This window comes from Streptomyces katrae, assembly GCF_000966975.1.
GTDB lineage: Bacteria > Actinomycetota > Actinomycetes > Streptomycetales > Streptomycetaceae > Streptomyces > Streptomyces katrae.
Window position 1 is genome coordinate 1 of sequence record NZ_JZWV01000178.1, and the last position, 20,818, is coordinate 20,818.

Annotated in this window: 19 protein-coding genes; 11 read left to right on the plus strand and 8 right to left on the minus strand. The window is 71.8% G+C overall.

What is annotated here, in order from left to right:
- From VR44_RS08535 to VR44_RS08545, 3 genes are all read right to left on the minus strand, one after another.
- On the minus strand, positions 1 to 737 hold a 737-nt coding region (locus VR44_RS08535), incomplete at its 3' end, for an NADH-quinone oxidoreductase subunit C (protein WP_045946790.1).
- On the minus strand, positions 734 to 1,336 hold the full coding sequence (locus tag VR44_RS08540; protein WP_045946791.1) for an NADH-quinone oxidoreductase subunit B: 603 nt from the start codon (positions 1,334 to 1,336) through the stop codon (positions 734 to 736). The genes VR44_RS08535 and VR44_RS08540, both read right to left, overlap by 4 nt.
- Positions 1,327 to 1,734 carry an NADH-quinone oxidoreductase subunit A gene (locus tag VR44_RS08545; protein WP_045946792.1) on the minus strand — a complete coding sequence of 136 codons (408 nt, stop codon included), beginning with the start codon at positions 1,732 to 1,734 and terminating at the stop codon, positions 1,327 to 1,329. Before VR44_RS08545 ends, VR44_RS08540 begins: the two co-directional genes overlap by 10 nt.
- A gap of 155 nt (positions 1,735 to 1,889) precedes the next feature.
- Here VR44_RS08545 and VR44_RS08550 point away from each other — a divergent pair, with 155 nt between their 5' ends.
- From VR44_RS08550 to VR44_RS08585, 8 genes are all read left to right on the plus strand, one after another.
- Positions 1,890 to 3,035 carry a sensor histidine kinase gene (locus tag VR44_RS08550; RefSeq protein WP_045946793.1) on the plus strand — a complete coding sequence of 382 codons (1,146 nt, stop codon included), beginning with the start codon at positions 1,890 to 1,892 and terminating at the stop codon, positions 3,033 to 3,035.
- A 174-nt stretch (positions 3,036 to 3,209) separates the two neighbouring features.
- On the plus strand, positions 3,210 to 4,499 hold the full coding sequence (locus VR44_RS08555; protein WP_045946794.1) for a sensor histidine kinase: 1,290 nt from the start codon (positions 3,210 to 3,212) through the stop codon (positions 4,497 to 4,499).
- A 129-nt stretch (positions 4,500 to 4,628) separates the two neighbouring features.
- Entirely contained in the window at positions 4,629 to 5,288 is a 660-nt protein-coding gene (locus VR44_RS08560; RefSeq protein ID WP_045946795.1) for a response regulator transcription factor, read from the plus strand.
- 211 nt (positions 5,289 to 5,499) lie between these two features.
- Positions 5,500 to 7,446, plus strand: a complete 1,947-nt coding sequence (locus VR44_RS08565) for a 2-oxoacid:acceptor oxidoreductase subunit alpha (RefSeq protein ID WP_045946796.1) — start codon at positions 5,500 to 5,502, stop codon at positions 7,444 to 7,446.
- Position 7,447: 1 nt separating this feature from the next.
- Positions 7,448 to 8,506, plus strand: coding sequence for a 2-oxoacid:ferredoxin oxidoreductase subunit beta (locus tag VR44_RS08570; RefSeq protein ID WP_094191504.1), 1,059 nt, complete (start codon positions 7,448 to 7,450; stop codon positions 8,504 to 8,506).
- 146 nt (positions 8,507 to 8,652) lie between these two features.
- A complete protein-coding gene (locus tag VR44_RS08575; RefSeq protein ID WP_045946798.1) occupies positions 8,653 to 9,507 on the plus strand; it encodes an NAD(P)H-binding protein in 855 nt (284 codons plus the stop codon).
- Positions 9,508 to 9,671: 164 nt separating this feature from the next.
- Complete coding sequence (gene rarD, locus VR44_RS08580) at positions 9,672 to 10,652, plus strand: EamA family transporter RarD (RefSeq protein WP_045946799.1); 981 nt, start codon at positions 9,672 to 9,674, stop codon at positions 10,650 to 10,652.
- A 247-nt stretch (positions 10,653 to 10,899) separates the two neighbouring features.
- The gene (locus VR44_RS08585) at positions 10,900 to 12,252 is read left to right on the plus strand and encodes a M28 family metallopeptidase (RefSeq protein ID WP_045946800.1); all 1,353 of its coding nucleotides are present in this window, start codon (positions 10,900 to 10,902) and stop codon (positions 12,250 to 12,252) included.
- On the opposite strand, the gene VR44_RS08590 is transcribed toward VR44_RS08585, so the two are convergent.
- The 4 genes from VR44_RS08590 to VR44_RS08605 all read right to left on the minus strand — a co-directional run bounded on the left by VR44_RS08590 (position 12,242) and on the right by VR44_RS08605 (position 15,373).
- Complete coding sequence (locus tag VR44_RS08590; protein ID WP_245691643.1) at positions 12,242 to 12,631, minus strand: hypothetical protein; 390 nt, start codon at positions 12,629 to 12,631, stop codon at positions 12,242 to 12,244. The two genes, VR44_RS08585 and VR44_RS08590, sit on opposite strands and share 11 nt — an antisense overlap.
- Entirely contained in the window at positions 12,628 to 12,831 is a 204-nt protein-coding gene (locus VR44_RS08595; protein ID WP_237293031.1) for a ribbon-helix-helix domain-containing protein, read from the minus strand. The genes VR44_RS08590 and VR44_RS08595 overlap by 4 nt, the downstream gene beginning before the upstream one ends.
- A 97-nt stretch (positions 12,832 to 12,928) precedes the next feature.
- Positions 12,929 to 14,137, minus strand: coding sequence for a LolA family protein (locus tag VR44_RS08600; protein ID WP_045946802.1), 1,209 nt, complete (start codon positions 14,135 to 14,137; stop codon positions 12,929 to 12,931).
- Positions 14,138 to 14,362: 225 nt separating this feature from the next.
- A complete protein-coding gene (locus tag VR44_RS08605; protein WP_045946803.1) occupies positions 14,363 to 15,373 on the minus strand; it encodes a polyprenyl synthetase family protein in 1,011 nt (336 codons plus the stop codon).
- Positions 15,374 to 15,593: 220 nt separating this feature from the next.
- Here VR44_RS08605 and VR44_RS08610 point away from each other — a divergent pair, with 220 nt between their 5' ends.
- Positions 15,594 to 17,123: a peptide MFS transporter gene (locus VR44_RS08610; protein WP_045946804.1), complete on the plus strand. Its 1,530-nt coding sequence runs from the start codon at positions 15,594 to 15,596 to the stop codon at positions 17,121 to 17,123.
- A 10-nt stretch (positions 17,124 to 17,133) separates the two neighbouring features.
- On the plus strand, positions 17,134 to 19,134 hold the full coding sequence (locus tag VR44_RS08615) for a CocE/NonD family hydrolase (RefSeq protein ID WP_045946805.1): 2,001 nt from the start codon (positions 17,134 to 17,136) through the stop codon (positions 19,132 to 19,134).
- Positions 19,135 to 19,284: 150 nt separating this feature from the next.
- Here the strand turns inward: VR44_RS08615 and VR44_RS08620 are convergent, their stop codons facing one another.
- Positions 19,285 to 20,091 carry an HAD family hydrolase gene (locus VR44_RS08620; RefSeq protein ID WP_045946806.1) on the minus strand — a complete coding sequence of 269 codons (807 nt, stop codon included), beginning with the start codon at positions 20,089 to 20,091 and terminating at the stop codon, positions 19,285 to 19,287.
- Between the two features lie 141 nt (positions 20,092 to 20,232).
- On the opposite strand from VR44_RS08620, the gene VR44_RS08625 reads away from it, so the two are divergent.
- Positions 20,233 to 20,818, plus strand: a 586-nt coding sequence (locus VR44_RS08625; RefSeq protein ID WP_045946807.1) for a fumarylacetoacetase, incomplete at its 3' end; no start/stop codon positions are given.

A 20,818-nucleotide genomic window follows, 5' to 3' on the forward strand; every position in this document is an offset into this window, starting at 1 on the left:
GTGCGGCGGGGCGGGCGGGTGGTGTCGGGGGCCGCCTCCGGGACGGCCTCCGCCTCCGCGCCCGGGCGGACGCGGGGGGCCGGGGCGCCCTCGCGCGGGGTGCGGGCCGCCGCGCCGGCGGCACGGGGGGTGCGGGCCGGGCGGGCCGGGGCAGGGGGGAGCTGGCCCTTGAGGGGGCCCCACTCGTTCGGGTCCGGGACGCCGGGCGGAAGCATCTGGCGGCGCTTGGGCGCGTCCGGGTCGTGCGCCTCGCCCGGCTCCTTGGCGCCGGGCCACGCCTTGGCGACCCGGGCCGCCAGGACGAAGTCCTTGCGCAGCGGGTGGCCCTCGAAGTTCTCGGGCAGGAGGAGGTGGACGAGGTTCGGGTGGTCGGTGAAGGTCACGCCGAACATCTCGTACGTCTCGCGCTCGTGCCAGGCGGCTCCCGCGTAGACGGCGACGGCCGACGGGAGGGACGGGGAGGCGTGCGGGACGGTCGTGCGGAGCAGGAGGCGGCGGACACGGCCGCCCTCCAGGGCGACGACGTGCGCGCAGATCCGGAAGCCGGTGCCCGGCTCGTCGACGGCGCTCAGCCAGTCGAAGAAGGTGCAGCCCAGCTTGTCGCGGGCGATCTCCAGCGAAGCGATCCAGGATCCGGCCGGGACGTCCACCGTGAGGACGTCGTACGCGACGGAGGCCACGGCCTCGGCGCCGAAGACGGTCGGGGCCGCGTCGGGGAGGGAGTCGTAGAGGTTCACGCGCCGGCCCCCGGGGCGGGCGGGGGCGTGACCAGTCCGCTGGTGAGCTGCGCGACGGACGGCCGGTCCGCGTACCGCTCGGCCAGCGACTCCCGGGCGATCTTCTCCTGGAGCTTGAGGATGCCCTGCAGCAGCGCCTCGGGGCGCGGCGGGCAGCCGGGCACGTAGACGTCGACGGGGATGATCTGGTCGACGCCCTTGGTGACCGAGTACGAGTCCCAGTACGGGCCGCCGCAGTTGGAGCAGGCGCCGAAGGAGATGACGTACTTCGGCTCGGGCATCTGCTCGTAGAGCCGCTTGACGGCCGGGGCCATCTTGTCCGTCACCGTGCCCGAGACGATCATCAGGTCGGCCTGGCGCGGGCCCGGCGCGAACGGGATGACACCCAGGCGGATGAAGTCGTGACGGGCCATGGACGCGGCGATGAACTCGATCGCGCAGCAGGCGAGCCCGAAGTTGAAGACCCACAGGCTGTAGCGGCGGCCCCAGTTCAGGACCACCTTCATCGGCTCGGGGGCCAGACGGGAGAGGACCCCCAGGCGCCTGGGTTCCGGGAGGGAAACGGGCTCCGGGGTCACGGCGGCCGGTGTCACGTCCATTCGAGGACGCCCTTCTTGTACGCGTAGAGCAGGCCGACGGCCAGGAATCCCAGGAAGACGAACATCTCCACCAGGGTCGTGGCTCCGTAGCCGGCGGCGGCGAACACCGTCGCCCACGGGAAGAGGAAGATCGAGTCGACGGCGAAGATGACGTAGAGGAAGGCGTAGACGTAGTAGCGGACCTGGGTGTGCGCCCAGCCCTCTCCCACGGGGTCCACACCGCACTCGTACGTCAGCAGCTTCTCGGGGGTCGGGACCACGGGCCGCAGCAGGCGGCCGGCGCCGAAGGCCACGGCGACGAAGAGCACGCCGAGGACGGCGAGCAGGCCGACGACCGAATAGCTGTGGAAGTAGTCCGCGGCGGTCACGGCCCCGGTCGATACCGTTGGTTCGGGCACGTCCGTTCCTCGCTCCTCGGCCACTGTCGACGTTCTCGTTGATCTGGTACGGACGGGAGTCTAGGCCCTGGTCCGCACAGGGTGGGGTTACCCCCCGTTTACTCCCGCCTGGTCACCCCATGGCTTTGCCGGGGTGCAATTGGCAGGCTGGCCGCATGACCGCGAACGATCATGCCCCCGCCCTTCCTCCCGTCCGTCCCGCTTTTGACGGGGTCACGTGGAAGGAGATCGCCTACCTGCTGACCAATCTGCCGGTGGCGTTGATCGGTTTTGTTTACACGGTTGTCATGCTTGCGACGGCCGGCGGGCTGGCCGTGACGGTGGTCGGGCTGCCGGTGCTGGTGGTCGGCCTGTATCTGTCCCGGCTGCTGGGGAAGCTCGAACGCGGACGGGCGCGGGCCCTGCTGGGTGTGCGGGTCGACGAGCCGAGTGCGCTGCCGGGGCCGAGCCGCTCCGGCGGGTTCTTCCCCTGGCTGTGGGCGGGGATCAAGGACCCGGTGGCGTGGCGGACCGTGCTGTTCGAGCTGGTCCGGCTGCCCTGGGGGGTGCTGACCTTCAGTATCGCCCTGGTGGGGCTGTTCGTGCTGTGGCCGGTGCTGCCGTATGTCGTCCGGCTGCTCGCGAACCTCGACCGCCTGATGGTACGGGGTCTGCTGTCGCCCTCCGACGGGCTGGAGCGGCGGATCGCCGAGCTGGAGTCGGGGCGCGGGGTGGTCGTGGACACGGCGGCGGCCGACCTGCGGCGGATCGAACGGGACCTGCACGACGGGGCGCAGGCGCGGCTGGTGGCGCTGGCGATGGGGCTGGGCCTGGCCAAGGAGAAGCTGCTGGAGGACCCCGAGGGTGCGGCGGCGATGGTCGACGAGGCGCACGGGGAGGTCAAGCTCGCCCTGCAGGAGCTGCGGGACCTGGCACGGGGGATCCATCCGGCGGTGCTGACCGACCGGGGGCTGGACGCGGCGCTGTCGGCGGTGGCGGCGCGGTGCCTGGTGCCGGTGAAGGTGTCGGTGCGGCTGGAGGAGCGGCCGGCGGAGGCGATCGAGGGGATCGCGTACTTCGTGGTGTCGGAGCTGCTGCAGAACGTGAGCAAGCACGCGCAGGCGCGGGGTGCGGGGGTCGAGGTGTGGCGGGAGGGGGCGCGGCTGCTGATCCGCGTCGCCGATGACGGGGTGTCCGGGGGGAGCGGGCTGGCGGGGCTCGCGGAGCGGGTGCGGGCCGTTGACGGGGGGTTCGTGGTGGAGTCCGCCGTGGGGGCGGGGACGGTGGTGGTGGCGGAGTTGCCGTGGCGCTCGCGCGGCTGAGGGGGCTGCCGTTCCGCGGGGCGGGGTCGTCCGGGGGTGCGGGTGCCGCTGCGCGGAGCCGTGTGGGTGGGGTTAACCCCCCTGATGGGACGCCGACCCGCCGGATGGTTCGGGGGCAGGGGGGCGGCGGAGGGTGGAGGGGTTGGCGAACGGGATGAAGGGTGGGTCGGGAGCATGGCGGAGGTTCGGGATGTGGTGTGGGCGCCCGTGGCCGGGCGGACCTGGCGGGGGTTGTTGTATCTGGTCGTCGGGCTGCCGCTGAGCTGTGTGTACTTCGGGCTCGCCATCGCCGGGCTGGCCACTGGGGCCGGGCTGCTCGTGACCTTCGTCGGGGTGCCCGTGCTGGCCGGGGTGCTCGCCATGTGCCGGGGGTTCGGGATCGTGGAGCGGGCCCGGGTGCGGGGGCTGCTGCGGGTGCCGGTGCGTGATCCGGCGCCGGTGCGGGCGGGGAAACCGGGGGTGCCGGCCGCGCTGGGGGCGTTGCTGAAGAGCGGCAGCGCCTGGCGGCACGTGCTGTACTCGGTGATCCACTTTCCCTGGGCGCTGTTCGCCTTCTGTCTCGCGCTCACGCTCTGGGGCTACGGGTGGAGCATGCTGCTGTACCCGCTGTGGTTCTGGGTCTTCCCGGCCTTCACCGACCAGCCGGGGCTCCAGCTGTTCCAGAACGGCGACTACACCTTCTACCTCGATTCGCCGCTGACCATCGCCGCCGCGAGCGCACTCGGGCTGGTCTTCACCCTGACCGCCCCCTGGGTCGTCCGCGGCCTGGTGGCCGTCGACCGGGTGCTGGTCACTGGCCTGCTGGGCCGGTCCCGGCTCGACGACCGGGTCAGTGAGCTGGAGTCCGGCCGCGGGGTGGTCGTCGACACCGCCGCGGCCGACCTGCGGCGCATCGAGCGGGAGCTGCACGACGGGGCCCAGGCGCGCCTGGCGGCGCTGGCCATGGACCTCGGGCTGGCGAAGGAGAAGCTGGCCGAGGACCCGCGGGCCGCCGCCCGGATGGTGGACGAGGCGCACGGGGAGGTCAAGGTCGCCCTGCGGGAGCTGCGGGACCTGGCGCGGGGGATCCACCCCGCCGTGCTGACCGACCGGGGGCTGGACGCGGCGCTGTCGGCGGTGGCGGCGCGGTGCGCCGTCCCGGTGCGGGTGGAGGTGGACCTGCCGGCCCGGCCCGCTCCGGCGATCGAGGGGATCGCGTACTTCACCGTGTCCGAGCTGCTGCGGAACGTCCGCGGGCACGCGGGGGCGCGGAGCGCCGGCGTGGACGTGTGGAGGTCCGGGCAGCGGCTGATGATCCGGGTCGCGGACGACGGCCACGGCGGAGACGCCGCCTCCGGTGGGACGGCGCTGCCGGCCGGGCTCGCGGAGCGGCTGGACGCGATGGACGGCGTGCTGGTCGTGGACTCGGCGGAGGGCCGGGGCACGGTGGTCACGGCCGAGCTCCCCTGGCGGGACGCCCCCTAGCCCCGTCAGCCTTGGGCGCGCGGGGCCCGTCCTTGATCCCAGCCGGACCGGAATCGGAGGTTCGGCTGGGATGCTTGGCATGCCAGGTGGGTATGCGAGTGGCGGGAGCTTCACAACGTGGAAAACAGGGTGCGGGTCGTCATCGCCGAGGATTCAGTGCTGCTCCGTGAGGGCCTGACCAGGCTGCTGACCGACCGGGGGCATGACGTCGTGGCGGGCGTCGGGGACGCGGAAGCCCTGATCAAGACGGTGGGGGACCTGGCGGCCGAGGGGGCGCTGCCGGACGTGGTGGTGGCCGACGTACGGATGCCGCCGACCCACACCGACGAGGGCGTACGGGCCGCCGTTCAGCTGCGGCGCGACCATCCGGGGATCGGGGTGCTCGTGCTGTCGCAGTACGTGGAGGAGCAGTACGCCACCGAACTGCTGGCCGGTTCCAGCACCGGGGTGGGGTATCTGCTGAAGGACCGCGTGGCCGATGTGCGGGAGTTCCTCGACGCCGTCGTCCGGGTGGCGCAGGGCGGTACGGCCCTGGATCCCGAGGTGGTGGCGCAGCTGCTGGGCCGCAGCCGCAAGCAGGACGTCCTGGCGGGGCTGACCCCGCGCGAGCGCGAGGTGCTCGGACTGATGGCGGAGGGACGGACGAATTCCGCTGTGGCCAGGCAGCTCGTGGTGAGTGACGGGGCCGTGGAGAAGCACGTCAGCAATATCTTCATGAAGCTGGGCCTGTCTCCGAGTGACGGGGATCACCGGCGTGTACTGGCTGTTCTGACCTACCTCAGGTCTTGATCGACTGAGAGTCTGTCAGTCGGGTCGCGCGGCGCCGCCGCCGCGCGACGGCCAGGTGATTTGGAATATTTCGAGTAGAGCACGACGTCTGTCGGAAAGACCGACCCGCGAGGGAAGGTCCAGAATGCGGGCGACCCAGGGACGGATGACGTCACGGACGTAGGGTTGGCCTTGGGAGTGAACGCCCGCGCCTCGAAGGAGGTCCAGTTCAGTGACCAGCCAGGTCAGTAGCCCGGCCGAGCAGGCCGACGGGGCCGGCGGGGCCATCGGTGAGCAGCGCAGCGCGCCTCAGCACGATGGAGCCGGCAAGGAGATCCGCCGTGTCGACCGGGTGATCATCCGTTTCGCGGGTGACTCGGGTGACGGTATGCAGCTGACGGGTGACCGTTTCACCTCGGAGACGGCGTCCTTCGGCAACGACCTCTCGACGCTGCCGAACTTCCCCGCCGAGATCCGCGCCCCCGCCGGGACCCTGCCCGGGGTGTCCTCGTTCCAGCTGCACTTCGCGGACCACGACATCCTCACCCCCGGCGACGCACCGAACGTGCTGGTCGCGATGAACCCCGCCGCCCTCAAGGCCAACATCGCCGACGTCCCCCGCGGCGCGGAGATCATCATCAACACGGACGAGTTCACCAAGCGTCCGATGGCCAAGGTCGGCTACGAGACCTCCCCGCTGGAAGACGGCTCCCTCGACGCCTACAGCATCCACCAGGTACCGCTGACCACGCTCACGGTCGAGGCGCTCAAGGACTTCGGCCTCACCCGCAAGGAGGCCGAGCGCAGCAAGAACATGTTCGCGCTGGGCCTGCTGTCGTGGATGTACCACCGTCCCACGGAGGGCACGGAGTCGTTCCTGCGGCAGAAGTTCGCGAAGAAGCCGGAGATCGCCGAGGCGAACGTGGCCGCGTTCCGGGCGGGCTGGAACTTCGGCGAGACCACGGAGGACTTCGCCGTCTCCTACGAGGTCGCCCCCGCCACGAAGGCCTTCCCCACCGGCACCTACCGCAACATCTCCGGGAACCTGGCCCTGTCCTACGGGCTGATCACGGCGGCCCGCCAGGCCGATCTGCCGCTCTACCTGGGCTCCTACCCGATCACCCCGGCCTCCGACATCCTGCACGAGCTGTCCAAGCACAAGAACTTCGGCGTGCGGACCTTCCAGGCCGAGGACGAGATCGCCGGCATCGGCGCAGCCCTGGGCGCCGCCTTCGGCGGGGCCCTGGGCGTGACCACGACCTCGGGCCCCGGCGTGGCCCTGAAGTCCGAGACCATCGGCCTGGCGGTCTCCCTGGAACTTCCCCTGCTCATCGTGGACATCCAGCGCGGCGGCCCCTCGACGGGTCTGCCGACCAAGACCGAGCAGGCGGACCTCCTGCAGGCCATGTACGGGCGCAACGGCGAGGCCCCCGTCCCCGTCGTCGCCCCGCGCACCCCCGCGGACTGCTTCGACGCCGCGCTCGACGCGGCCCGGATCGCCCTGACCTACCGCACACCGGTCTTCCTGCTCTCCGACGGCTACCTCGCCAACGGCTCCGAGCCCTGGCGGATCCCGGACGTCGCCGACCTGCCGGACCTGAGCGTGCAGTTCGCCACGGGCCCCAACCACGAGCTCGCCGACGGCACCGAGGTATTCTGGCCCTACAAGCGGGACCCGCAGACCCTCGCCCGCCCCTGGGCCGTCCCCGGCACCCCGGGCCTGGAACACCGCATCGGCGGGATCGAGAAGCAGGACGGCACGGGCAACATCTCCTACGACCCGGCCAACCACGACCACATGGTCCGCACCCGCCAGGCCAAGATCGACGGCATCCAGGTCCCCGACCTGGAAGTCGACGACCCCGACGGCGCACGGACCCTGGTCCTCGGCTGGGGTTCGACGTACGGGCCGATCACGGCCGCCGTCCGCCGGCTGCGCGCCACGGGGAGCCCCGTGGCACAGGCCCACCTACGCCATCTCAACCCCTTCCCGGGGAATCTCGGGGAGGTCCTGAAGCGTTACGACAAGGTAGTGGTGCCGGAGATGAACCTCGGACAGCTGGCCACCCTGATCCGGGCGAAGTACCTGGTCGACGCCCAGTCGTACAACCAGGTCAACGGAATGCCGTTCAAGGCGGAGCAGCTCGCGACGGTCCTCAAGGAGGCCATCAATGACTGAGGTGACCGACGCCCCGACCCTGCTTTCGCTGGTGCCCAAGGCCGAGGCGAAGCAGTCGATGAAGGACTTCAAGTCGGACCAGGAGGTCCGCTGGTGTCCGGGCTGCGGTGACTACGCCGTCCTCGCCGCCGTCCAGGGCTTCATGCCCGAACTCGGCCTCGCCCGCGAGAACATCGTCTTCGTCTCCGGCATCGGCTGCTCCTCCCGCTTCCCGTACTACATGAACACCTACGGGATGCACTCCATCCACGGCCGCGCCCCCGCCATCGCCACCGGCCTCGCCACCTCCCGCCGCGACCTCTCCGTCTGGGTCGTCACCGGCGACGGCGACGCCCTCTCCATCGGCGGCAACCACCTCATCCACGCCCTCCGCCGCAACGTCAACCTCAAGATCCTCCTCTTCAACAACCGGATCTACGGCCTCACCAAGGGCCAGTACTCCCCCACCTCCGAACTCGGCAAGATCACCAAGTCGACGCCGATGGGCTCCCTGGACGCCCCCTTCAACCCGGTCTCCCTCGCCCTGGGCGCCGAGGCCTCCTTCGTCGCCCGGACCGTGGACTCCGACCGCAAACACCTCACCGAGGTCCTGCGCCAGGCCGCCGACCACCCCGGAACCGCCCTGGTGGAGATCTACCAGAACTGCAACATCTTCAACGACGGCGCCTTCGACGCCCTCAAGGACAAGGACCAGGCCGAAGAAGCCGTCATCCGCCTGGAACACGGGCAGCCGATCCGCTTCGGCGCCGGCCTGACCAAGGGCGTCATCCGCAACGAACGCACCGGGGACCTGGAAGCCGTGGAGGTGACCGCGGAGAACGAGGCGCGGATCCTCGTCCACGACGCCCACGCCGCCAGCCCCACCACCGCCTTCGCCCTCTCCCGCCTCGCCGACCCCCACACCCTCCACCGCACCCCCATCGGCGTCTTCCGCGACGTCCAGCGGCCGGTGTACGACACCCTCATGGCCGACCAGCTGGAGACCGCGGTCGACCAGCGCGGCAAGGGGGACCTCGGGACGCTGCTCGCCGGCAGCGACACCTGGACCGTCGTCGGCTGAACCGAAGAAGGAAGAACGACGAGGCCCGGATCCCGTACCCACGGGGTCCGGGCTTCGTCGTACCCGGACCCGAGGCAAGCACTTTCTAAAAGTTAGCGCTTTCTGTACGCTAGTGAGTATCACCGCACCCACCACAGGAGCGCACCATGAGCATCGTCGTCACCGCAGCCACCGGAGCCCTCGGCCGCCTCGTCGTCGAGGAGCTGCTGACCCGGGTTCCCGCCGCCGAGCTGGCCGTCGTCGTACGCGACAAGGACAAGGCCGCCGACCTGGCGGCGCGCGGCATCGAGGTACGGGTCGCCGACTACGACGACCCCGCGAGCCTGGCCGGCGCCTTCCGGGCCGGCGAGCGGGTCCTGCTGATCTCCGGCAACGAGGTCGGCCGCCGGGTCCCGCAGCACACCGCCGTGATCGAGGCGGCGGCTGCCGCCGGGGTGGCCCAGCTCGCCTACACCGGCATCCTCGGCGGACCCGAGGCGGACTTCGAGCTGGCCACCGAGCACAACGCCACCGAGCGGGCCATCCTCGACTCCGGCCTCCCCTACACCTTCCTGCGCAACGGCTGGTACCACGAGAACTACACCGCCCAGCTGCCCGTCGTCCTGGAGCACGGCGCGGTGGTCGCCAGCGCGGGCGAGGGCCGGGTCGCGTCGGCGGCGCGGGCCGACTACGCAGCGGCCGCGGCCGTGGTGCTGACCGGCGAGGGCCACCTGAACCGGGTGTACGAGCTCTCGGGGGACACCGCCTGGAGCCTGTCCGAGTACGCCGCCGAGGTGGCGCGGCAGTCCGGGCGCGAGGTGGCCTACTCCGCGGTGCCGGGCGACGCCCACCTGGAGGTGCTGACCGGCGCCGGGGTGCCCGAGGGTTTCGCGGCGGTCATCGTCGACGTGGACGCGGCGATCTCCCGCGGCCGGCTGGCCGGCACCAGCGGTGACCTGGCGCGCCTGATCGGGCGGCCGACGACCCCGGTGGCCGAGGCCATCACGGCCGCCCTGGCGTAACCGCGCCGGCGCAACCCGCCCCGGCGCCACCCGCACGCCCCCGCACACCCCGGCACCGCTCCGCAGTGTCATGAGTATCTCCATCAAACGGGCATGACAGCAGCCCCGCGCGGCGATACCGTCGTGAGGTTGTGAGATTGGCCGGAAGTCGCACTGGAGGTCCCGTGAAGGCGGACAACGAGCAGCGCACGGGTTTGCTCTACGGATTCGGCGCGTACGGGATGTGGGGGCTGGTCCCCCTGTTCTGGCCCCTGCTCATGCCATCCGGGGCGATCGAGATCCTGGCCCACCGCATGGTGTGGTCCCTGGCCGTGGTCGCCGTCGCGCTCCTCGCGCTGCGCCGCTGGCGCTGGATCGGCGAGCTGGTGCGCCGGCCCCGCAAGCTGGGGCTGACCGCGCTGGCCGCGTCCGTGATCAGCGTGAACTGGGGCCTCTACATCTGGTCGGTCAACAACGGCCATGTCGTCGAGGCGAGCCTCGGCTACTTCATCAACCCCCTCGTCACCATCGCGCTCGGCGTCCTGGTGCTGGGCGAGCGGCTGCGCCGGGCCCAGTGGGCGGCCGTCGCGGTCGGTCTCGCGGCCGTCGTGGTCCTGGCCGTGGGCTACGGGCGGCCGCCGTGGATCTCCCTGGCCCTGGCCTGTTCCTTCGCCGTCTACGGGCTGATCAAGAAGAAGCTGGCCATGGGCGGCCTGGAATCGCTGACCGCCGAGACGGCCCTGCTGTTCCTGCCCGCCCTCGGCTACCTGCTCTGGCTGGGGGTGGAGGGCCGCTCCACCTTCACCTCACAGGGACTCGGGCACTCGGCGCTGCTGGCCTCGACGGGGCTGGTCACCGCGATCCCGCTGATCTGCTTCGGGGCCGCCGCGATCCGGGTTCCGCTCTCCACGCTGGGGCTGCTGCAGTACCTGGCGCCGGTGTTCCAGTTCACGCTCGGCGTCCTCTACTTCCACGAGGCGATGCCGCCCGAGCGCTGGGCGGGCTTCGGCCTGGTCTGGGTCGCCCTGGTCGTGCTGACCTGGGACGCACTGCGGACCTCCCGCCGCTCCCGGGCCCGGCTGGCCGGTGCCGAGGCGGAGGCGGAAGCGGTTGCCGCCGCCGCGGGACCCGCTTCCGCGCCGGCGCCGAGCCGCGAGCCCGCGTAACGGACCCCGGCTCCACCGAGCCCGGCCCCCAAGTCCCCATACACCCACACGATCCCCGGTACGAACCCCCGTACCGGGGATCGTCCGTATTCCGAACGACTCTGACCGGATTGCGCTCTTGACGGTCAGTCACGCTCTCGCTGAACATCAGGCTCGCACTGACGCACCAACGCTCACCTGCACGATTCCCACACGTTCCGTCCCATTCCCCGACGGTTCATCCCCCACGGAATCCCGGAGCCCCCACATGAGCCTGTCCGTCTCCCGGCGCCTGGCCGCCGTGACCGCGATCGCGGTCGCCGGGTTGTTCGCCTCCACCGCCCCCGCCGCACTCGCCGCCGCTCCCTCGGCCGCCACGGCCGTTCCGGCCGCCGCGCCCGCCGCCGTCGCCGCGCCGACGCCGCCCGACATCCCGCTGACCAACGTCAAGGCGCACCTGGCGCAGTTCCAGTCGATCGCCAACGCCAACAGCGGCAACCGTGCCCACGGCCGGGCCGGCTACAAGGCCTCGATCGACTACGTGAAGGCCAAGCTGGACGCGGCCGGGTTCACCACCACCCTCCAGACCTTCACCTCCAGCGGCGCCACCGGCTACAACCTGATCGCCGACTGGCCGGGCGGCGACCCGAACTCGGTCCTGATGAGCGGCTCGCACCTGGACTCGGTGACCGCGGGCCCCGGCATCAACGACAACGGATCCGGCTCCGCGGCCGTCCTGGAGACGGCACTGGCCGTCTCGCGCGCGCAGCTCCAGCCCACCAAGCACCTGCGCTTCGGCTGGTGGGGCGCCGAGGAGCTGGGCCTGGTCGGCTCGCAGTACTACGTGAACAGCCTGCCGGCGGCGGAGAAGTCGAAGATCTCCGGCTACCTGAACTTCGACATGATCGGCTCCCCGAACCCGGGTTACTTCGTCTACGACGACGACCCGACCATCGAGCAGACCTTCAAGACGTACTTCGCGGGCCTGAACATACCCACGGAGATCGAGACCGAGGGCGACGGCCGCTCCGACCACGCCCCGTTCAAGAACGCGGGCGTCCCGGTCGGCGGCCTGTTCTCCGGCGCCGACTACACCAAGACGGCGGCGCAGGCCCAGAAGTGGGGCGGCACCTCCGGCAGGGCCTTCGACGCCTGCTACCACGCCTCCTGCGACACCGCGTCGAACATCGACGACACCGCCCTGGACCGCAACTCCGACGCCATCGCCTACGCGGTCTGGAACCTCGGCGCGGCCACCCCGGTCCCGCCCGGCCCGTCGTTCGAGAACACCGCGGACGTGAACATCCCGGACTCCCCCGGCGCCGCGGCGACCTCGCCGATCACGGTCTCCGGCGTGAGCGGCAACGCCCCGGCCACCACCAAGGTCGACGTGAACATCGTCCACACCTACCGCGGTGACCTGGTCATCGACCTGATCGCCCCCGACGGCACGGCGTACCGGCTGAAGAACTCCTCCAGCTCGGACTCGGCCGACAACGTGGTCGCGAGCTACACGGTGAACGCGTCGAGCGAGGTGGCCAACGGGGTCTGGAAGCTCCAGGTCAAGGACGTGGCCGCGCAGGACACCGGCTACATCAACAGCTGGAAGATCACCTTCTGACCGGTTCCTGGATGAGGGCCCGGAGCTGCTGCGCCACCGCGGAGACATCCGCGCGGCCCAGCTTCGCGTCCTCCACCAGGTCGCCGAGCTCCTCGGGCGAGGGCAGCTGCTTCGCCCCCGCCACCCGCAGGTACGAGCGGGTGGCCGCGGCCGCGTAGAACTCGTTCATCGGGGATTCCAGCGCCGGGCAGACGGCGAGGGTGTGCAGGAACGCGGCGGCCCGCCAGGCGGTGTCGGGCGCGGGCTGCTCCGGCACCAGCACCAGGTCGTTCTGGTGCCGGGCGACGGCGGCGGCCACCCCGGAGGGGTCCCACACGGCAGGATCCGACGGCAGATGGTGGGCCAGTGCGGTCCAGGCCCACTCCATGGTGATCTTCAATGGCCGAACCGCTCCTGGAAGTAGCCCCAGTGATCCGCGAACTCCTCTATCCCGGACAGGAAGTTCTTCCGGTCCTCGTCGAGTTCGCGTTCCGTGACCTCGGTGATCAGCGCGGTGACCGTCGTCCCCAGCGCCGCCGCGCGCGCCTTGAGGCGGTCGTGGAACTCTTCGTCCAGGCGGATGGTGACGTGTCTCGACATGGCCCTCACGGTACAGCGGCCGTGCTGTACGCAGGAGGGGAACGGCACAAGGGTGGCCCGGGACACACGTCCCGGGCCACCCCGTCCGCTCGTTCGGCTACTTGGCGGCGTCGGCCGTCTTCACCAGCTGGTCCTTGGTGACGGCGCCGACGTAGACCTTGCCGTCGTCCGTGATCAGCGCGTTGACCAGGCGGGTCGACAGGATGCGGCCCTCGCCGAACTTCCCGTGGACCTTGTCCCCGAGGGAGTTCAGGAACTGCTTGGCCTCCTTGGGCGTGTTCTTGTCGTTCTCCACGTCCTTGAGGCTCTTGCCCGCGCCGGAGTCGATCCGCGCGACCGTGGCCCAGCCCTCGCCGAGCACCTTCACGTCGCCCTTGCCGTGGTCCCCGCCGGCCAGCTGCCCGAAGCCCGGCAGGGATTCGAGGGCCTTGAACCGCTCGTCGTCCTTGCCGCCCTTGGCGTCCTTGCCTCCCCTGGCCTTGTCGGCACCCTCGGTGACCTTGGCGCCCTTGGGCGGGGTGAAGGTGAAGGAGTCGGCGGCCGGCTTGCCGAAGTCGACCTGGGTGAAGCCCGCTTCGACGATCGGCTTGCCGCCCTGGCTGGACAGCAGCTGGACCCGCAGCGGCACGCCGTTCTTGGCGTCGACGGCGATCTGGACGGAGCCGACCGTGGAACCGCTCTGCTTGGGCTTCAGCACCAGCTGGTAGGCGTCGCGCCCGGCGATCTGCGCGGTGTCGCCCACGCCGATGTCGGTGGTGGGACCGGCCTGCTTGATGATGTCCTGCGCGATCTGCTGCGGGGAGGCCGCGAGCCGGTCGCCGGTCTTGTGGTCCTGGCCGGCGCGGTCGCCCTTGTCGTGGAAGGCCTCATTGGACTTGCTGTCGTAGCCCCAGACGTCGTTGCCGTTGTGGACGAGGGTGTACTCGTCCTTGCCGTCGAGGAAGGTCAGCTTCTGGCGGTCCGGGCCGTCCGCCGCGACGCGCAGCGTGTGCGTGCCGGCCGCCAGCTGGGCGATCTTGTCCTCGGGGTTCGCGGAGCCGCCCGTCACCCCGGCGCCGCCCAGCAGCCCGGTGGCCAGGGTGGGCAGGCCCAGGTCGGTGGTGATCTTGGCACTGCCGGAGAGCTGCTGCACGTCGGAGGCCGCGACCTTCTCGATCAGCTGCTGCGCCGTCACCTTCGGCAGGTCCGGGCCGCCGGCGGTGGCGAAGGCCGGGACCATCGCGGCGGTCGCCGCGGCGACCCCCGCCACCGCCACCGGTACGGCGTACCGCGCGGCCTTGCGCGAGGTCTTCGTGTTCGCTGCCATCTCAGAGCCCTGCCCTCTTGTCCAGGGCGGCCGTTGCCGCCGCACTCACCCGATCCGGTGGGGTTTCGATGTATCCATCTGACCAAAACGGCGGGCGGGGGGCGTCAGCCCCCGGAATCAACTCCGCGTACGACCGTGGGATGACACGGGAAGGGCCCCGCTCCCCCGACCCGTAGGGGTCGTGGAGGGAGAGGGGCCCTTTTCCGTACGTGTGAGGCCGGCGGCTCAGCCCGCGCGGTGGACCACCGCGTCGCACAGCTCCTCCAGGGCCGCCTTCGCGAAGCAGTCCGGCAGCGGGGCGAGCATGGCGCGCGCGTCCTGCGCGTACTGGACGGTGTCCCGGCGGGCCTGCTCCAGCGCGGGGTGCACCCGCAGCCGGGAGAGCACCTCGGCGTGCCGGGCGTCGTCCGTCAGGTCCCCTTCCAGCAGGCGCACGAGCTCCTGGTCCTCCTCGCGCCCGTCCCGCTCGGCCATCTCCCGCAGCCGCAGCACGGGCAGCGTCGGGATGCCCTCGCGCAGGTCGGTGCCCGGGGTCTTGCCCGACTCGTGCGAGTCGGAGGCGATGTCGAGGACGTCGTCGGCCAGCTGGAAGGCGGTGCCGAGGCGCTCGCCGTACTGGGTCAGGATGTCCACCACCGACTCGTCGGCCCCGGACATCAGCGCGCCGAAGCGGCCGGAGACGGCGATCAGCGAACCCGTCTTGCCGGCGATGACGTCCAGGTAGTGGGCGACCGGGTCACGGCCGTCGCGCGGGCCGGCCGTCTCCAGGATCTGGCCCGTGACCAGCCGCTCGAAGGCCTCCGCCTGGATGCGCACGGCTTCCGGCCCGAGGTCCGCGAGGATGTGCGACGCACGGGCGAACAGGAAGTCACCCGTCAGGACCGCCACCGAGTTGCCCCAGCGGGCGTTCGCGCTCTCCACCCCGCGGCGGACGTCCGCCTCGTCCATGACGTCGTCGTGGTAGAGCGTGGCCAGGTGGGTGAGCTCCACGACCACCGCGGAGGGCACGATTCCGGGCGCGTAGGGGTCACCGAACTGCGCCGCGAGCATCACCAGCAGCGGCCGGAACCGCTTGCCCCCGGCGCGCACCAGGTGCTGCGCGGCCTCGGTGATGAAGGGGACTTCGCTCTTGGTGGCCTCCAGCAGACCCGCTTCGACAGCGGCCAGTCCGGCCTGGACATCGGCCTCAAGAGCCTGGTCCCGCACGCTCAGTCCGAACGGCCCGACGACGGTCACGAGGGGTACTCCTGTCTGCTGACGATCCGATGACGATCACATGGATTGTCAATGTGTCGCTGCCATCACTCAAGCCAGCGTATCGGGTCCGTTTTCGATCACGCAGAGCACCTGCCCGGCAGCCGTCCGGCCGGCCCCCCGCTCAGCCGCGCGCACCGTCCGATCCACACCGGTATGTTCAGTGGGAGCCGAAACAACCGGAGAATCTGTTTTGTCCAGAATGACGACCGCCCTAGACCAGCCGAAGGAACCGGAGGCCACCCCGTCCCCACCCGCCGCGCCCGGGGACGACCACGGCTTCCTGGGACACCCCGGCGGCCTGGCCACGCTCTCCGGACTGGAGGTCTGGGAGCGGTTCTCCTTCCTCGGCATGCAGGCCATCCTCGTCCTCTACTTCGCGGACGCCGTGGCCCACGGCGGCCTGGGCATGGACCCGGCCACCGCCGCCTCCGTCGCCGCCGCCTACGGGACCATGGTCTACCTCGTCTCCGTCGCGGGCGGCTGGCTCGCCGACCGGATCCTCGGCTCCTACCGCGCCGTCCTGTGGGGCGGCGTCCTCATCGCCTGCGGCCACTACGCCATGGCCGTTCCCGCCCCCGCCACGACCTGGACCGGCCTCGGCCTGATCAGCGCCGGCACCGGCCTGCTCAAGCCCAACGTGGCCAGCATGGTCGGCCGGCTCTACCGGACGGACGACGAACGGCGCGACGCCGGGTTCGCCCTCTACTACATGGCCATCAACATCGGCGCCTTCGCCGGCCCCCTGGTCGCCGGCTGGCTCGGCGAGCACCAGGGCTGGCACTGGGGCTTCTCCGCCGCCGCCGCCGGCATGACCGCGGGTCTCGCCCAGTACGTCCTCGGCCGCCGCCGGCTGCCCGGACGCGACGGCTCCGCCACCCACGCCCTGCCCCCCGCCGCGCGGCGCACGGCCGTACGGCGGATCGCCGCCGCGGGTCTCGCCCTCGCCGCACTCGCCACCCTTCTGGCGGCCATCGGCTGGTTGACGATGCCCCGCTTCGTGGACCTGCTCACCCTCGTCTCGGTGATCGCCCCGGTGGTCTACTTCACCGTCATGTTCCGCAGCCCGCGCGTCACCGCGGCGGAACGCGGGCGGCTGCGCCCGTACGTGGTGCTCTTCCTGGCCTCGGTCGCCTTCAACTTCATCCTCTTCCAGGCCTACTCCACGATGATGCTGCTGGCCTCGACCAACGCCCGGACCGAGATCCTCGGCTTCCACTTCCCCGCCGGCTGGTACGCCTCCGCGCTCGGCGCCTTCGAGGTGGCCCTGGCCCCCGTCGTCGCCGGGCTGTGGGTGCGGATGGGCCGCCGTCAGCCGCACGCCTCCCTCAAGATCGCCATCGGGGTGGTCCTCGGCGGCCTGTCCTTCCTCCTGATGGTCCTCCCGACCTCCGGGCACGGCGCCGACGAGGGCTTCCGGATGGCCGCGTGGTGGATCGTCGGCTCGTACCTGCTGCTCGGCCTGGGCGACGTCCTGCTGGAGACCTCCGGCATGTCGGCCACGACCCGGCTCGCGCCCTCGGCGTACGCCGGCCAGACCATGGCCCTCTGGTTCCTCTCGCTGGCCCTCGCCAACGGCATCCAGGCCCAGGTCGTCAAGGCCTACGGCCACGTGTCCACCCCCGTCTACTTCGGCGTGAACGGCGCCGTCGCGGTCGCGGCGGGCCTGGCCGTGATCGCGGCGGCGCCCTGGCTGCGCCGCACGATGACCCTGCCCACCGAGGGAGCGTGACCGAAGCCCCATGATCATCCGCACCGAGTTCCCGTACGCGACCGCCCACGAGGATGTCCGGATCCCGATGCCCGACGGGGTGGAGCTGTACGCCCGCATCTGGCGCCCCGTGACCGACCGGCCCGTCCCCGCCCTGCTGGAGTACCTCCCGTACCGGCTGACCGACTGGACCGCCCCCCGCGACTGGCAGCGCCACCCCTGGTACGCCGGTCACGGCTACGCCTCCGTACGGGTGGACGTGCGCGGCCACGGCTGCAGCGGCGGCCGCCCCGGCGACGAGTACGACGCCCGGGAACTGGCCGACGGGGTCGCGGTGGTGGAGTGGCTCGCGGCCCAGCCGTGGTGCACGGGGTCGGTCGGGATGTTCGGGATCTCCTGGGGCGGCTTCAACAGCCTCCAGATCGCCGCCCTCGCCCCCGAGGCCCTCAAGGCGGTCGTCACCGTCTGCTCCACGGACGACCGCTTCGACAACGACGTGCACTACATGGGCGGCTCCGTCCTGGCCGTCGACATGCACGCCTGGTCGGCCACCATGCTCGCCTTCGCCGCCCGGCCACCGGACCCCCGGTACGCCGGCGACGGCTGGCGGACCCAGTGGCTGGACCGGCTGGAGGGCCTGGAGCCCCTCGTCCACACCTGGCTCGCCCACCAGACCCGCGACGACTACTGGCGCCACGGCAGCGTCTGCGAGGACTACGGGGCCATCGGCGCGGCCGTCCTCGCGGTGGGCGGCTGGCACGACCCCTACCGGGACACCGTCCTGCGCCTGGTCTCCGCCCTGCCCGCCGGCCGCGTCCGGGGCCTGATCGGCCCCTGGTCGCACCAGTACCCGGACCGCGGCCTCCCGCCCGGCCCGGCGATCGGCTTCCTCCAGGAGACGCTGCGCTGGTGGGACCACTGGCTGAAGGACACCGACACGGGGGTCATGGACGAGCCGCTGCTCCGCGCCTGGATCAGCGACACGCACCGCCCGGCGACCACGTACGCCGAGCTCCCCGGCCGCTGGGTGGGCGAGAAGACCTGGCCGTCACCGTCGATCGTGCCCGTCTCGTACGGCCTCCAGGGCGCGCCGGTGACCGTGGCCTCCCCCCAGCACACCGGCCTCGACGCCGGCCGGTTCTTCCCCTTCGGCAACGACGCCGACCTGCCGCCGGACCAGCGGGAGGAGGACGCGAAGTCGGCCTGCTTCGAATTCCCCGTCCCCGCCGAGCCGGTGGAGATCCTGGGCCGGCCCTCGGTCACCCTGCGGCTGCGGATGGACGTCCCGTACGGGCAGGTCGTGGCCCGGCTGTGCGACGTGGCCCCGGACGGGGCGTCGACGCTGGTCACCCGGGGTGCGCTGAACCTGTCGGCCCGCCGGGGCCGGGACCGGGCCGCGCCGTGGCCGGCGGGCGCCTGGGAGGACGTCACCTTCGACCTGGGCGGCATCGGCCACCGCTTCCCGCCCGGCCACCGGATCCGCCTCTCCCTCTCCTCGGCGTACTGGCCGTGGATCTGGCCGCGTGCCGGCTCGGAGGCCGGCTGGACCCTCGACCCCGCGGGCAGCACCCTGGAACTCCCGGTCCGCACGGCCCCGACGGCCCCCGAGGGCATCACCTTCGAGCCCCCGGAGCAGTCGGAACCGCTGGGCGTCTCCTACCCGGCCACCCTGGACGAACCCCGCCCGGAACGCCTGGTCGTACGCGACGTCGCCCGCGGAACCTGGCGCCTGGAGGTGGACCCCCGCTACGGGGGCACCCGCGTGTACCCGGACGGGCTGGAGTACGAGGAGGAGGGGCGGGAGGTCTACGAGATCCAGCAGTCGGACCCCCTCTCCGCCCACACCCGCTCCGACTGGCGCATCCGCCTCCACCGCCCGGAACCGGGCTGGGACGTGAGGATCGAGACCCGCTCGGAGATCTCCTGCGACGAGGGCGGCTTCACCACGTCGAACGAGGTCGTCTGCCGCGAGTCCGACGAGATCCTCTACCACCGCACCTGGCAACGCCGCCTGCCGAGGGCCGCGGGGTGAGGGGGCCTGCGGGGCGGGCCCGCCACCGCCCCCTCGGGGGGTGGGGGCCGGGCGATGTCCGCCCACCCGCCTCCCCGGGTGCGGGTGGGAGGGTGCCCCACCGGGCGGCACCTGACGGTGAACCGGCACCGGGAAGGGCCGGGACCTCACTCAGGCGTACAGCCGCTCCAGGACCACCGCGATGCCGTCCGCCTCGTTCGAGAGGGTCACCTCGTCGGCGACGGCCACCAGTTCACGGTGGGCGTTCGCCATCGCCACGCCGTGGGCCGACCAGGCGAACATCGGGACGTCGTTCGGCATGTCGCCGAAGGCGATCGTCGACGAGGCCGCGAGGCCCAGTGCCTCCGCCGCGCGGGCCAGGCCGCTCGCCTTGTCGATGCCCGGCGGCTGGAGTTCCACCGTGTGCTCCCCCGCCATGGTGACGTTCACCAGGTCGCCCACCACCGACCGGGCCACTCGCGTCAGCTCGTCGTCGTCCAGCAGGGGGTGCTGGAGCAGCACCTTCGTGATCGGGGCGGACCACAGGTCGCCCCGCTTCGGCACGCGGACCGTCGGAAGGTGCGGGTGCCACATCCGGTAGCCCGGCCCTATCAGCATCTCGGCGTCCAGGCCCTCCTGGTTGACCGCCGTATACACCTCGCCGATCTCCGCCTCGATCTTGCCCAGGGCCATTTCGGCCAGCCCCCGGTCCATGGAGACGGAGTGCAGCAGCAGTCCGCGCGCCGCGTCGTACACCTGGGCGCCCTGCCCGCACACCGCGAGCCCCGTGTACCCAAGGTCATCCAGGACGTGCCGGATCTGGGGGACCGGGCGGCCGGTGACGACGATGTGGCGGGCGCCGGCGGCACGCGCCGTCGCGAGCGCCGCGCACGAGCGGGCGGAGACGGTGTCACCGGCGCGCAGCAGAGTCCCGTCCAGGTCGGTGGCGATCAAGGCATAGGGGAGGGCGGAAGTCACGGCGCCAAGGATACGGACCCCCTTGGACAAGTCCTATAAATACCGCCCGAATCCGGCCTCCCACAGACCCCACGCGCCACGTAACGTGTCAGCCAGCCCCCGGGACACCCCCGGACCGCGTCGAAAGCGAGGCAGTACCCCATGCCCCAGCAGAGCCCCCTCGATGTCCCCGAGGGCGACCCGTTCGGGCCGCACAACCTCCCCTACGGCGTCTTCTCCACGCCCGAGGAGCCGCAGCGCCGCCGGGTCGGTGTGCGGATCGGCGGGTACGTGCTCGACGCGGGGGCCGTGGCCGTCGCGCTCGGGTCCCCGTACGCCGGGCTGCTCGCCCAGGGCTCGCTCAACCCGCTGCTGGCCGCCGGCCGCACCGCCTGGCGCGACGTGCGCCGCGCGCTGACCGCCTGGGTCACCGACCCGGGCCACCGCGAGACGGTCGAACCGCACCTCCTGCCCCTGGACGGGGTCGTGCTGCACCTGCCGTACGAGGTCGCCGACTACGTCGACTTCTACGCGAGCGAGCACCACGCCACCAACGTCGGCCGCATCTTCCGTCCCGACGGGGACGCGCTCACCCCCAACTGGAAGCACCTGCCCATCGGTTACCACGGGCGTTCGGGCACGATCGTCGTCTCCGGCACCGACGTGGTCCGCCCCTCCGGGCAGCGCAAGGCGCCCGCCGACCCGGCTCCCGTCTTCGGCCCGTCGGTCAAGCTCGACATCGAGGCCG